The 13,980-nt window shown below is 43.6% G+C and carries 10 protein-coding genes; 9 read left to right on the forward strand and 1 reads right to left on the reverse strand.

Annotated elements, in window-relative coordinates; genetic code table 11:
• The first annotated feature begins 42 nt into the window (after positions 1-42).
• From MNR06_RS06750 to MNR06_RS06790, 9 genes are all read left to right on the forward strand, one after another.
• On the forward strand, positions 43-3,363 hold the full coding sequence (locus MNR06_RS06750) for a hypothetical protein (RefSeq protein ID WP_243540376.1): 3,321 nt from the start codon (positions 43-45) through the stop codon (positions 3,361-3,363).
• A complete protein-coding gene (locus tag MNR06_RS06755; protein ID WP_243540377.1) occupies positions 3,360-6,458 on the forward strand; it encodes a S8 family peptidase in 3,099 nt (1,032 codons plus the stop codon). The genes MNR06_RS06750 and MNR06_RS06755 overlap by 4 nt, the downstream gene beginning before the upstream one ends.
• A 231-nt stretch (positions 6,459-6,689) precedes the next feature.
• Entirely contained in the window at positions 6,690-7,550 is an 861-nt protein-coding gene (locus MNR06_RS06760; RefSeq protein WP_243540378.1) for a hypothetical protein, read from the forward strand.
• Between the two features lie 57 nt (positions 7,551-7,607).
• Entirely contained in the window at positions 7,608-8,816 is a 1,209-nt protein-coding gene (locus tag MNR06_RS06765) for a S8 family peptidase (protein ID WP_243540379.1), read from the forward strand.
• Positions 8,817-8,956: 140 nt separating this feature from the next.
• The gene (locus MNR06_RS06770) at positions 8,957-9,394 is read left to right on the forward strand and encodes a hypothetical protein (RefSeq protein WP_243540381.1); all 438 of its coding nucleotides are present in this window, start codon (positions 8,957-8,959) and stop codon (positions 9,392-9,394) included.
• A 90-nt stretch (positions 9,395-9,484) separates the two neighbouring features.
• Positions 9,485-9,865, forward strand: a complete 381-nt coding sequence (locus MNR06_RS06775; protein ID WP_243540382.1) for a response regulator — start codon at positions 9,485-9,487, stop codon at positions 9,863-9,865.
• A 23-nt stretch (positions 9,866-9,888) separates the two neighbouring features.
• Positions 9,889-10,632: a hypothetical protein gene (locus tag MNR06_RS06780; protein WP_243540384.1), complete on the forward strand. Its 744-nt coding sequence runs from the start codon at positions 9,889-9,891 to the stop codon at positions 10,630-10,632.
• Positions 10,620-11,630, forward strand: coding sequence for a hypothetical protein (locus tag MNR06_RS06785; RefSeq protein ID WP_243540386.1), 1,011 nt, complete (start codon positions 10,620-10,622; stop codon positions 11,628-11,630). The genes MNR06_RS06780 and MNR06_RS06785 overlap by 13 nt, the downstream gene beginning before the upstream one ends.
• Positions 11,623-13,056, forward strand: a complete 1,434-nt coding sequence (locus MNR06_RS06790; RefSeq protein WP_243540388.1) for a glycosyltransferase family 2 protein — start codon at positions 11,623-11,625, stop codon at positions 13,054-13,056. The genes MNR06_RS06785 and MNR06_RS06790 overlap by 8 nt, the downstream gene beginning before the upstream one ends.
• Here MNR06_RS06790 and MNR06_RS06795 read toward each other — a convergent pair.
• Positions 13,040-13,930 (reverse strand): YaiO family outer membrane beta-barrel protein, encoded by an 891-nt coding sequence (locus tag MNR06_RS06795; RefSeq protein ID WP_243540389.1) that lies wholly within the window; start codon positions 13,928-13,930, stop codon positions 13,040-13,042. The genes MNR06_RS06790 and MNR06_RS06795 overlap by 17 nt on opposite strands.
• Between the last annotated feature and the right edge of the window lie 50 nt (positions 13,931-13,980).

The raw sequence follows: 13,980 nt of genomic DNA on the forward strand, positions 1-13,980 counted from the left end.
CTTATAGCCTCCCGTGCTAGTGCCGAGAGCGTCTCTCTGCCTTTGAATAGCATTAAAAAACCCGCTTCGGATTTAATCAACACTTCTGGACAAGCCGTGGATGTGGGGCAAGCAGCAGCCCTTGCACAACAGGGTAAAGATCTTAGCGTTTTAAATCCCTTAGAAAATAAAATGTGGCAAAACCGCATTTATCCAGCCATCGAAGAAGCACCAGGCACATACCCCACCGGCACAAAAGGTGTTCAATTCCTTTCAGAAGAAGCCGCCTTGCCATTCACCTACATGTCCCGAGTTCAGTCCCTTGAAAATCCAAATCTTTTTTATCGCCTAAGTTTAAGTCGTTTGACCCACACTGTCCTTATGCGCGCGGCTTTGTTGCGCAAATTGGGATATTACCTCCCGTCACCAAAGTATTATAAAAACCTGCGCCTTTATTTTAGAAACGAAGAAGAAAAGAAAACGTTCCTTTCAAATGCCCAGGAATCCATGATCTCTGACTTTGAAAGTCGCGGGTGGGTGGTGGAAGACAATAAAGAAAATCACTCCGTTGTATTTTCTGACGCTGTTCTTGAACCAGCGATGGCTGAATACTTTGATATTCATTGGGGATATGCTCCAGATCCAAACAATCCAAAACAACTTCCCGCAGTTCAACGCTATTCCCGTTACAGAGCTTACCGTGCTTTAATTCTGCCGTTTTCTTTGGTGGAAGTTCCAGAAAGTATCAATCGCTTTTCTGCCAAATTCGGTTCTATTCTTTCAGGACATGTTGTGATCAATCATCCTTCGGCAGAATCTTTTTCAGCTGCAAGTTACGAGGATGTGCGCTGGTTAGTGCGCCGTCTTTCAGAATTCCGCTATAATGATTTTGCTGACATCGTTCGTGCCGGCGCGTTCCCCCCAGAGTTAGAAGGTTTAATTCTTGCTAAACTTTTACACCGTGCTCACAATGCTTTAGAGTTATTTAGTCTTAAAAACACAGCAGGATGGCCACTGCCTGACTTAAACCTAACTTCACATTCGGGTTTAGTGACGAACGGTAAGGTCACTCGCGAATTTGTTCCGGGCTTTCCGCAGCGTTTTGCCCATGGGGATCGTCAATCCCCGTTCCAAGATGGTGACTTAAATCGTTATATGGGAATTCGCGGTAAATCCGCAGCCATCAGCACCGTTCTTAATCACATCAACGAAAAGTTAGACTTATTATCTGTCGGCGATCTTTATCAAGGACGCCGTGAAGAAATGACCCAAAGAATTCTTCAGCACATACGCGAACGTCCTTATGAACCTCTATATCAAAAGGTCGAAGCTTGGGGCGGACCCGTGGGGGGATTTAATTTAGCGGCTACCCGCCATGTCACGACAGGCACCTACTTCGGCAGCTCGGCACCGATTCAGCTTGTAGATAACGTCAGTGTTGCCGGTCGCTTGGGTTACTTTATGACTTTAGAGGGGCTGCCGAAAATCAGTCCTTTCGGTGGCGCCAATATCATGGTGATGCGTGATTACACTCACGTTCGTCCTTTAAATTCTTTGCAAGAGGGAACGAAGGTTTCGTGGAAAGACCTTTTAATCCCACGCTTCATGAAGAAACTAGCAAGCGTATTAGATCAAAACGAATTAATTAAATCCACCGAAGAAGGAAAACCAGACCGCCAGCCGCTAGATGCTTTCTTAGCAGAATTGCGTGAAGGCGAAGTGTTCACCATCACTGATTCGATCGCGCTGTCTGCTTATGCCCAAGCTTCTTCGTCCCTTGATGTGTTGTTGGGTATTTCACCTTTAAATTACTTAAATTCAGTGGCTGTGGGCGTGGATGGCAATCGCGCGATCCTTCGACAAACAAGCTTTATGCGCACCAAAGAAGGTATTCAAGTTTACGTTCGTTCGCAAACGGCGAAAGCCCTGGGAATGAGCTTAGATCTTAATTACTTCATCAACGTGATGCGCGTCCGTGCCAGCACAACTTGGGCTGACTTAAGCACCGATGCCTTCGTTATTGATTACAATCCTGAATATGCTGAATACATTGATTCAGAAAACAAGGATGCTAAGTTCGTTAAAGAATTCATTAGAACACGCGACAATTTAAAACCCGCTTTACGCGCGCTTTTTAAAGAAAATGATCCTGAAATTCTATATGCTCGGTTTCAGCATAGAAAATTTGAAATTGATCATGACTTAAAAACTCGCGAGGTCAGAACTAAACTTTTTGCCCTAAGAGTGAACAAGTTTAATGAAGATCATCTTTTAAAAATCCTGTATCCCCGCAGTGAGGAAGCTCCTGACTTAAATCCTCAAGACGAGGAAATCACCCTTTTTGCAAATAAACGTGGGGAATTGAAAGGCCGTGATCTTTTAGGTTTTGCCTTTGATTGGTTTGAAGGAATCATGAACAAATGGTCACCGAAAGCCCGAGTAGACCTAGCCCGTTCAGATGATCCAAACCCGGCCAACACACCTTTTGGTAAAGCGTACTGGAGAACTGTCGTCACCGAATCTGATCTTACAAAAAATGCGGAACAGTACCCGTCAGTGGCGATTGTCCAGCACGTATGGGGCGGTTGGCATTTAAACCGCAAAAAGTTTTTAAAACTTATTGATGAAGTTCAAGGCGAGCTAAAAGATTCGCCCGTGGCATCTTACCGTCTGATAGAAAAAGAAGCCTTTGCCAATGTGACAGCGATCGACTTTTATCGTATCACTGCAAATCTTTCGATTTTGCCAGGAGGCTTAGATAAAATCCGTGATCTGATTTTACAACCTGACCAAGATGGAAAATCCGTTCCAAAAGCAAAGTTCATCGGTCGTTTATTCCAAAAGCTGAGCGAGAAAATGGGCCGTCACGCCCGTCCCCATGACAAGGAAATGTACAAGGACATGGTCACAGTTCTTGGAAATGGTAACTTCAAAGCGGGTGAAACTAAATTCGTTAACGAGTGCCGCGAAGAACAAGACATGCACAAAAAAGAGCGCACGCAGAATTATACCGGCTCTTGGGTGAATGGAACATATTTTGATTGCATGCTGCCGTGGATGGAAAAGTTATTAAAACTTTCTGCGAGCTATCCAAAAGACAAAAAATCCCAAACTCAGTGGATGACGAATGTGATCTATGTCTTAGAAGAAGAAATTCCATTGCCTCAACTGCTGAAGTTCTTGGGCGAAGATAACTATATTTACTTCGTGCGCATGAACGGCTTCCGTACAGGTGATGAAGACGGTGACATCGAATATTTCTCTAACACTTTGGGTGATCCAAAGAAAAAATTTGATTATGCCAACGGTCTTATTCAAATGTTTGCTAATAAAACCAGAATATCCCCGATCGAGTTAGATAAGAGCCTTGGGAGCTTCCGATGAGACATTTATCTCTTATTCTTTTTACTTTAGGTTTTGCGGGCGCTGCTTTGGCGGCGGATCCTTTTTCTCACTTGCAATGGGGAATCAATAATCAAGGCCTTCCGCAAATGATCGATTTGGATCCTTTGCACACTTATAAAATACCAGCTCGGGCCCAAGAAGACGTTCGCTTGCCTTTAGATTATAAAGCTAAAACCAAAGTCATCGTGGCGGTTTTAGATACAGGAATTCAAAAGGACCATCCCGATTTACAAAGCATCATTGTTCGCAAAGATTCTGAATGTATTGCTTTAAAAAAGTTTGAAGCCTGTCTTGCTGATAAAGATCGCAAGACTTGCGAAAAACAATGGATGAATCTAAATAACCCTGAAGTAGATCAAGATAAAAATGGTTACCCTTTAGATTGCCAAGGTTGGAGTTTATTAGGTGGTAACAACGCCGCAGGTATCATGGGACGCCCCGATTTCACGGATGAACAAGGTCATGGCACCCACGTTTCAGGGATTATCGCGGCAGCCATTGATAACAATATCGGAGTTCGTGGTTTAAGCGATAATGTTGAAATTCTGCCGGTTCAAGTGATCGGCGTTCAACCTAGTGAACCCTTAAAACCTTTATCGATCTATGATACTCCGTATGAAAAAGAACGTGCGCATATAAATAAATCTCTTGGTGATATGGTCGCGCGTGGAGTGATCTACGCCATGCGGTCCGGCGCAAAAGTGATTAATTTCTCTATGGGTTGGCCACAGACAAAAGATTCTGACTTCATGAGAAAAGTGATCGCCGAAGCCCAAAGCCGTGGTGTCATCATCGTTGCTGCTGCGGGAAATGACTCTACCCGTGCTCTTCTTCGCCCTTGCGCCTATCCGAATGTTATTTGTGTCGGAGCGGCCGGTCCTGATGGAGCCTTTTCGCACTTTTCAAACTTCGGAAGTGGTGTAGATATTTTAGCTCCGGGACTTAACATTTTAAGCACTTACCCAGAAAGTCGCCGCCCGGTGCGCTTTAGATCTACACTGGGTTATGAATTCCTAAGTGGAACATCCCAAGCTTCCCCTTACGTTGCGGCGGCCGTTGCAGAATTAATGGCGCGCGGAATATCTGCTGACGAAATCTATGCCCGTTTGGTTTTGGGTGCGCGTCCTGTCCAGAAAAATCTTTCTATTCTTGCCGGTGGTTCCCATGCAGAGGGATCTTCTTTAAGTCCTGAAAATCAGATTTACACAAAATATTCTGTGGCAGGAAATTTGGATGTTGCACAAGCCTTGAATGTTCAACCGCAACCTTTGATCGTTCCGGCAACAAAAGAAAAGTCTGAAATACTTTGGGATCGCAAATCCAAGGATCTGAGTTTTGAAATTTCCTTTGTGAATAAATGGCAAGAAGTCGACGTCAATGCAATAAAGATGAACGCGCAATTCATCAAGCCCCATCTTGAAGCCGTTCGCCCGTGGATTACGGCGATCAAAGAATCAGCCCCATACCCTGGGGTTTGGAAACAAAATGAAGTGCGTAAGTATGTTGTGATGATGACTTTGGTTGATGCCGCTGATCCGTCGCACTCACGGATCCCTAGCGAGTTGGACTTAACAGTTGACGTCAGCCTTCATCAGCAAGCAACCCGTCGGTATGTGTTTGAAAGCGAAGTCACCGTCAGCGTCGGACCGGAGCTGGTTTCAGCCGATGTTGAAACTTTTAAAATCAACAATATGCCTAAGACCCGAGTGTCCTTTTTACCAATAGAAGAAAACTTGGACGGCCATCCAGAGCAACGGGACTACTTTGCTTTGTCACAACAAGATAATAGTTGGCAAATGTGGATCGTGGCTGACGCACGTGATGGGTCTTACAACGCTGTCGGTGGAACCAAAATCAAGGTTGAAGGTGACGCTGATAATTTGCGTGAACAGATTCTGACCCGCCTGGATTTAAATGGTGATGGTCAAAGTGAATACGTAATGGGTGTTTATGAAGATAACAGCGAGCTTGACGAACCATTGCCTTCACCCATGACCTTTTTTGTTTTTGATAAATCAATGAAGCTGCTGGAAAGCTTTAGGTACTCTGCAGATTTAGCCCCAGCTCCGTTTCAATTGTACTGGCAAAAAGTAGGTAACACAAAACGCCCGGCGTGGGTTGGTGGCGGCAAAAACCCTGATAAAAAACGCGGCCTTAAAGAGCGCTGGGAAAATCCAGAAGATTACGAAGCTGCTGAAGTTCGCTTTTACTATCTTAATGAAAAAAACGAACTGAAAACATTGGTTGAATATAATGGATACAGAATCATTGATGTGATTGAACCAAGACGCGAGCAACTGATTGCCGGTCGCGTTCCGGTTTTATTAGCAAAAAATCAAGGCTCTGAAGCTAAGCCTTCTTATTTGTACGACTTTGCTATTGCTGAAGTTATCAATGGCAAAATTGAAAACTTCATGTCCTTAGATCTTTTCGTTAATCAGGAAACCTACCGCAATATCCTTGATACCCGGGTTGATAAAGTTCAATCCCTTGACTATGGCATCGACGAATTCGCCGGCAGCTTTTGGTTTGGTGAAGGCCTTTTACGCCAACAGCGCTTAAGCCTGTTTGATAATAAAAACTGGGAACTTTTAGATCAGAATTTAAAAGCAGAACGCAGTCAGTTTGATTCAGCTCTATGGGTGCGCGCCGTCTTTTCGGGCCTGTATCGCAAAGGGGCTTTTGTGCTTACAAATTCAGAAATTCAGTATCATGACTTAGAAGGCGAAAAAGTTATCAGCCGCAGTTTTGAACGCTATACGTTTTTCCCTGATATGCTGATGACAAATCTGTATTTCCCACTGACTTTGATTGACGCACGCAACGGTCACACTAAAATTCCAGCGCTCTTTACGACTGAAAGTTCCGAACTTAGTCGTGGTGTAAAGATGGTGGTGCCTGTGTTTGCAAAAGATGGAACTGCCATCGAGTTGGTTTCACCGGCACGGTTAAGATTTAAATCTGCTAAAAACTGTCGTCCAATGGATACGCCTGTGTTTAGCGGAATAAAGAGCGCACATTCTTTTGACTACTACTGTGGTGACAGTCTTTTACGGGTAAAACTAAGTTATTAATATTCGAAAATCTTGAACTTTTGTTTTTAAAAAGGCGCTGTCACTAGCGCCTTTTTTTATGGCATTCGGAAATTCGTGGAATGTAAATCTTCATTGTTCGGACATTCGTAAATTAGTAAAAATCGTTCGCGTTTGTTGTTAAAATTTTTTTTAAATTTCGTGATGGTAATTTGCTCTTTCACAGGACTTTTCCTAAAACCTGCCAAACAAATTCTTGTATTAGGAGATCTAATGAAACTGAACGTTCTATTGGCGGGTCTTGCTGCACTTTCCCTTTCTCTTTACGGCTGCGGTGGCGGCGGAGGCGGTGGTGGTGGCGGCGGCGCTGTATATTATCCATATAAATCACTTTACGGCGACAGAGTTTGCTCTGAACCAAAACCAAGCTGCAGCTTTCATGAAAACGGCGTGCGCGTAAAAGCATCGGAAGATCCTAATTCACATCAACTTGTGGCTATCTACTTCGACGAGTATGGTATCGGTCAGTACACTCAAAATGGAATCACTTACTATATCTCTGCTTCTAGCCTTGTGAATTACCAAGGTGGAACACGCGTCGGTATTGTTGGAAGTGTGCAAGGGGTGGTTGACGTTTCTTCTGACGCCTTCTTATACAACCCGAATAACGGACTTCTTTATTTCGGAAGTTATGACGGTTACTGGGCTATCAATGAACAAGGTTCCCAAGACGCATCTGACACTAGCTTTGCTGCTTTAAAAGCAGAGGGCTCAAAAGCTCTTATTACCCAAGCTGCTAAAACATTAGTTACTGAGTATGGCTTTGAAAAAAACAAGGCGACTGCAATTGCGACATCTTTGAATTCTTGGGCTGTGTCTGCGATGGAACGTGGATTCACTTCTGAAAAAGACATCGCGAAAACTTTCAAAAGCGTTTTCGGAGTTGAATACGTAGATGCTTTGGCAGCAGTTAAACAACTGAGCCTTGGCGAAAAAGAAGCTATGCGCGATTTGACTAACAGATCTGCAGCCGCTTTGGGGCTTAAACCTCACCAAGCACAGAAATTCATCAAAGGCATGTATAAAGATGCTTTAACTCAATTCGGTTACGATGAAAGTTCAATCAGCTGGTAATTTGTTTTTATAAGGGAAGACCGCAATGGTCTTCCCTTTTTCATTTTTGGATAATCCATGAATAAATTAATTTATTTCTTCTTCCTTTTATTTCCATTATTCGCAAGCGCCAATACCGGGCTGACCATAGTTACTCTTAAAGACCTTCCTGTATGGAAGAACACATCTATTCAGTGGAGCCATGCCTCAACTGATCTTTCTGATATCCAAGATTTAGAAATCTTGCCTAACATTGGCGTAGCGTTAATTAGAAATGCAGACCAAGCAACCATCAGCAAGTTGCATAATAATCCTTATGTGCAGGATGTGAGTGAGGACCATTTAATTAAAATCGAAGCTGACTTCAAACCTCATCAAACTCCCTATCCGTTAGAGACTTCCTCTGTATATCGTCCTGGCCCTCGAACACCTTGGGGGATCCTAGCAACAAAAACCATGAAAGCCTGGAAGCGTTCCAATCATGGGGCTGGCGCAAGAGTCATGATTTTAGACTCTGGAATTGACTATACCCACCCTTACCTAAAAGAAAATTTCGAAAAAGGTCAGAATTTCATTGAAGGTCAACTTCCTTATGATCTGACAGACAATAGCGGCCATGGCACCCATGTCGCAGGAACCATTGCAGGAAGTCTTGATGCCCATGGCTTCACGGGAGTGGCGCCACGAGCGCGCATTTATGCTGCTAAGGTCTGTGAGGAGGGCTGCCCCCATTCAGCCATATTTCGGGCTTTAGATTGGGCTGTAGAATTAAAAGTAGACGTTGCTAATTTATCTTTGGGAAGACTAAGTCAACCATGGGCCTATGAAGCGGAGATTTTTCGAAGAGTTATTTCGTCTGGAGTTGTCGTTGTCTCATCTGCTGGCAATAAAAACTCAGGGGATTTCAATTACTATCCAGCTTCTTGCCCGGGAGTTATCTCCGTAGCTGCCACTGATACTTACGGCAATCGTTCAGAGTTTTCTAACTATGGAAATCATGTCGATATAGCTGCACCGGGATCTGACATTGTGTCTACCCTTCCCCTTTATTCTACCGAATCTACAACTGGATTTGGCGAGATGAGCGGCACATCGATGGCAGCACCCCATGTTACTGGTGTCGTTGCCCTTATCAAAGCGACGAATCCAAGTTTGACCCCCGAACAAGTGACTCAAATTTTAAAGTCCACCGCTCGTCCGTTTGTAGCTATTCCTGATAAGCCTATCGGAGCCGGCCTAGCAAACGCCCCAGGCGCCGTTGATGCGGCAGCCTTGTTGCCTCGCTAAAGCTCAATTTATCAAGCCTCCCTCCCCACAGACGGAGGCTTTTTTTTAACAGCACTGCAAAGACTTCACGGAGTTTCGCCTGCCCTTTTCCATTCATTAAACTTCATATAAATTGCCCCTATTCACAAAGGACAGTTTTTATGAAAAAGGTCGTATTAGCCCTGACTTTCGCTTTCAGCCTTCATGCACAAGCGGTCACTGTTGAAGAGTTCACAGCCGACTTTGTTGAGCAGACCAACCACCGCTTAAAATTCGTCAACAAAGAGCGTTCTGCTAAAAATAAGCAAATTTACTGCAGCGAACTTTCTGATGAACAAATCAGCACAATTAAAAACTTAGCTTCCACACCACACATCACCGTGACCCAGTTCATGGATGCTCTTTCCCAGGAATTAAAATGCTATCCAATGTTCTGGGCCCCTTGGGGTAAACAGAATTTGGGTGGCCTCGTGTTCAACAGCAAGGCATCAATGATGGATCTGCTTTTAGTTAACGACGTGCTCATCGATTTGAATGAAGGCCAAGTGCCAAATAGCGATGAGTTGTTACTCAATTTCTACAGTCATTTTCCTTTCTAAGCTCTTCTAATAGCGGCTCACGCACCTTGTTGACGTGAGCCACACTTCGTACGCTTGACATTACAAACTTGGCCTCGCTAGATTTAGACTGTGAACTCACCTCAGATACGCATCCTATTAGCAGAAGATAACGACACCGACGCTTTGATTACAGAGCGTACTCTTACTAAGAGCGGGTTTTCCGTTACCAGAGTGAGAAATGGCGTTGAAGCACTGCAAGTCTTTCGCACAGAGAAGTTCGATCTTCTGATTACGGACCTTTTCATGCCCGGCAAGAATGGCATAGAATTGATCAGTGATCTGCGACAAGAAGGGACTGCTTTTAGATCGATCGTCCTTACGGCAAGTAAAGAAGACGAATCGCTTCTAAGAAGTCTAAATGTGGGTGCTATGGACTTTATCCAAAAGCCTATCAATCCTCATATCTTTTTAGCAAAGATCCAGCTGATTTTAAAACAACAGCCGATTTAATGCCTCGTGTGGAGAGCCTTTTAGTGAAATTGATGAACTTGGTTCTGGCATTTCTATTTGTTTCTATTTCATCTTACGCATCGGTGGATGTCGTGACTGGCCTTTCATCTGAAGAAACCGTGGACCTTTATAAGGGCTATCGCGTGGATGCTGATTTTTATAAATCAGTAGATGATAGCGTTCTAAGAAATCTTCGCGCAGGACTTCACTATCTTGCAGGGTCTTATGAAAACAATGGCCCTACGATTTCAAATCTTTCGACGACTGCGGGCTTTACGCTAGCTCAAGACACTTGGTACTGGGAAAACGATCTTGAAGTCAGCCAGAATGACAAACGCAAACCATATTGGTCGACACAAACCCAGATCTTCACGGCCCTGCCTTCATCAGAACTGGGCGTAGGCTACCGCGAAGCCCAATTTTCAGCCCAAGATCTTAAATTGTTTTTACTAACTTATCGCTATTACCTTGGTGATAAAAGTTTTGTTGCAGCGACAGCTTACCTGTCTGCTTCCAACGATGATCTTAACGCCTACCGCATCAGCTTAAAATTAGCGCCGTTGTTTCAACGATTTTTCACAGAGATGTCCTATGCTTGGGGGCGTAGCCTAGAAGATGTGGGTGTTGAACAAGATTTTAAAACTCTTTACCTAGGTGCCGGATTTTCTGCAACCGATCGACTGGATATCAGCGTGAACTTCACTCGTTCGTGGGGCGAGCTGATTGATCAAAACTATTACGGTGTCGTGGGCTTGTGGAAATTTTAAAGGTTCTAACTGAATCCCATCACTTATTTTTAACTTTATTGATCATTCTTGAACTGATCGTAGTGGTTTTAATTGGTATTGTGATTCGCGTGGAACGTTCTCGCCGCTTAAATCTGCAAAAAAAGAGGCAAACCTATAAAAATCACTGGATGGAATCTTTAGTAGATCTTTCTTTGGGTTTTGAGTTTCCAAAAGAAACTTTGGACAAGATCACATCTCGCCGTTTAAAAAAAGAATTCCGCGATGCCATTATCGTCGTTGCCCAAAGTCTTTCCCCGAAAGCCCGCCCTGCCCTGGTGGAACTTTATAAAAACCTTGGATATTTAAAACTAGATCATAAAGCGCTGAACTCGTTTAGTTTCGCAAGACGCCTGCGAGCGATGGCGCGAATTGAAACTATACAAGATGACAGCTCTTTACCTTTTTTAGGAAAATTTATTTCTGATCGAAATTTCTATATTCGCTTTTCTGCTATTAAGTTTATCGTGCGTAAAAACTCAAATCACATTCCCGCGCTGGAACAGGCACTGCAATCGGTGATGGATGAAAAACGCAAGGATTCTTTATTAGAAATCTTGATCACCCTTGCTTCTTATCAACGAGAATTCTTTGTGAATTCATTTAGAAAAGTGCAAAAAAACGAAATTAAAAAGATTTACTTAAAAGTCATTCATTCTTTCAAAGTGACAGAGTGTTTGCCTGCTGTGCGTGAGTCTTTAAATAAAATGATTCGTAATGACGAGAACGACACCTTGTTTTTTAAAAGCCACTTGCTATGCCTGACAATCGAACCTGACGTCGAATCAGAAAAGCTTTTAGAAGGATTAAGGCAGCACAAAAAATTAGAAATTCGCTTTTTAGCGATGTGCTCGCTATTAGTCATTCGCCCTGAATTAAAAGAAGAACTTTTCCAGTCGCTTAACAAAGAAGAAGTCGTCGGCTTACAAGAAGCCTTTGAAAACTTCGCCATCAATATGGGAGCAGGGACCTATGGATAACATCAGTCTTTACGAATCCCTGCGCCAGATCTTCATTCAATACGGTCTTCCGGGTATTGAGTACACGGCCTATTATTTTATCGCTGTAAATAGCTTTTATATGTTGCTTCTGGTCTTGGCATTATTGTCAGTGAAAAAGCGTAAGAATTTAAAGCCTTTTACCGGGCAAATGGATCACTTAAGTTTTTCACCTGCAATTACCATTCTAGCACCCGCTTTCAATGAAGAGCGTTCCATTGAAGAATCCACGAAGGCCCTGTTACACCTTCAGTACACGCGTTATGAAGTGATGGTGCTAAATGATGGTTCTAAAGATGGAACCTTAGAAATCCTAAAGGAAAAGTTTGCGCTTTATGCAGAAAATCTGCCTCGCTGGTCTCACCTTGGAAAAGGCATCGTGCGTGGAACTTATAAATCTAAAATCTTCCCGAACCTGACAGTCATTGATAAATTCAATTCAGGTAAGGCTGATTCCTTGAACGTCGGAATTGATTACGCATCCAAAGAATTAATCTGCTGTGTAGATTCTGATTCTTTATTAGAGCAAGATGCCCTTATTGCGGTCACGGCTCCTTTCCTAGAAGATCCCACGACCATTGCTTCAGGCGGAACGATTCGAGTTATTAATAGCAATAAGCTTGAAAACTCAAGCGTCACTGAACGCCGCTTCCCTAAAGAATTCCTTCCGGCAATTCAGTTATTGGAATACATCCGCGCTTTCTTCTGCGGTCGCGTGGGCTGGAATTCTCTTAATGCCACGATCATTATTTCCGGAGCCTTTGGAGCTTTCAAAAAGGACGCTGTCGTAGCGGTGGGCGGGTATCAGACAGACACCTTAGGCGAAGACATGGATCTTGTGGTCCGCCTCCACGCTTATCACCGACTTAAAAAGATCCCTTATCAAATCGTCTTCTTACCTGAACCTGTCTGCTGGACAGAAGTTCCTAGTGACTGGCGCACCTTAAAAAAACAGCGTCGTCGTTGGTCTATCGGACTTGCCCAAGTATTATGGAAGTACAAAGGCTTACTGATGAATCCACGTTACGGCACTGTGGGCCTTATCGCATTCCCGTATTTTCTTTTTGTGGATTTATTAAGTCCCTTCATCGAGTTCTTCGCGATCTTTTTAATCGTAGCCGGCGTTGGTTTTGGTTATTTCGGTCAGTATGCGGAAGTGCTGTTATTCTTTATCAGTATCTTTTACGGAAGTATTGTGACCTATGCCGCTGCGATGATTGACGATAGCTTTGACGAAAATCGTCGTCACTTCCCATCTTTAACAAAAATATTTATGTTTTCGATTCTAGAAAACTTCGGCTATCGCCAAGTTCACGCCCTCTGGAGAATTGAGGGCGTGCTTAAAGCCTTTAAGAAAGATCACCGTTGGGGATCTATGAAGCGAAAAGGTCTTACCAGCGGCGGATGATAGAGAACATGACCACGTAGTTTTTAGTGTCAGAGTTTCTGCGGTCCTGATACTCAAGGTTCGTTTCAACGTACCAGTTTTTTGAAATCTTATAAGAACCACCAATTCCGTACGTATTGCCTTTAAGTTGGCCAACACCGGAATCATAGCTGTGGGCATAATGCTCTACACTGTTTGCGTAATATACCCATACGCGGTTGTCGTCAGTGATAAAACGAACGTACTTGATCATTCCTGTCGCTGAATTCGCATCTTTTGCATTTGCGAAATTATCGCGCGATAAAAACACACGTAAATAAAGCATGTCTTTGCCGCTGACATAGTATTCAGCAGCTAAAGATGCCAAATAGTTAACAACGTCAGCTTGTTGATAATCTGAATATCTGAATGAAGCATATCCCACCAACTTATCAGTTAGCGGCGTTACGTATTCAGCCTCGGCCGTACGCGCAGGGAATAAAGTGTTGCGGCCTGCCTCAGTGATTTCAACTCTCAGCGCTTTTTTATCCATATGATAAATGGCGCCAGCACCGATTCTGCCGTCTTGATAGTCGTAGCGATTCATGCCTTCCATGATCGCAATCACAGTCCATTTTTGGGATACGCGGGATTTATAAAGAACTAGAAGCTGGCCTCCGTCGCCGGTAGGAACATTGGATTGGTAGCCCGTAGAATCCAAACGAAGTTCGTGGCGGTTGCCAACGATCTCTTCAGCTTTTTCAGCAGTCGTCACCACGACCTGATCGTCAGTTAAAGCCTCTTGAACGTGCTTTGGTTGGCTTTTAAACCACTCAGAGTAAAGAACTGAACGGCCTTCAGCGAATGACACTGAAGACATCAGCATCGCCGAAAAAAATAAGACCATTTTTTTCATATAAACCTCACGGAAAAATTCGGGGTATTTATAGCACTTGTGGGGTTTAT

Source organism: Bdellovibrio reynosensis, from assembly GCF_022814725.1.
GTDB classification, from domain to species: Bacteria; Bdellovibrionota; Bdellovibrionia; order Bdellovibrionales; family Bdellovibrionaceae; genus Bdellovibrio; species Bdellovibrio reynosensis.

Bases quoted from the DNA above. Each gene is read 5' to 3' on its own strand.
- MNR06_RS06770 (WP_243540381.1), top strand. From the start codon at position 8,957: ATGAAAAAGGTCGTATTAGCCCTGACTTTCGCTTTCAGCCTTCATGCA.
- MNR06_RS06765 (WP_243540379.1), top strand. From the start codon at position 7,608: ATGAATAAATTAATTTATTTCTTCTTCCTTTTATTTCCATTATTCGCA.
- MNR06_RS06755 (WP_243540377.1), top strand. From the start codon at position 3,360: ATGAGACATTTATCTCTTATTCTTTTTACTTTAGGTTTTGCGGGCGCT.
- MNR06_RS06795 (WP_243540389.1), bottom strand. From the start codon at position 13,930: ATGAAAAAAATGGTCTTATTTTTTTCGGCGATGCTGATGTCTTCAGTG.
- MNR06_RS06760 (WP_243540378.1), top strand. From the start codon at position 6,690: ATGAAACTGAACGTTCTATTGGCGGGTCTTGCTGCACTTTCCCTTTCT.
- MNR06_RS06790 (WP_243540388.1), top strand. From the start codon at position 11,623: ATGGATAACATCAGTCTTTACGAATCCCTGCGCCAGATCTTCATTCAA.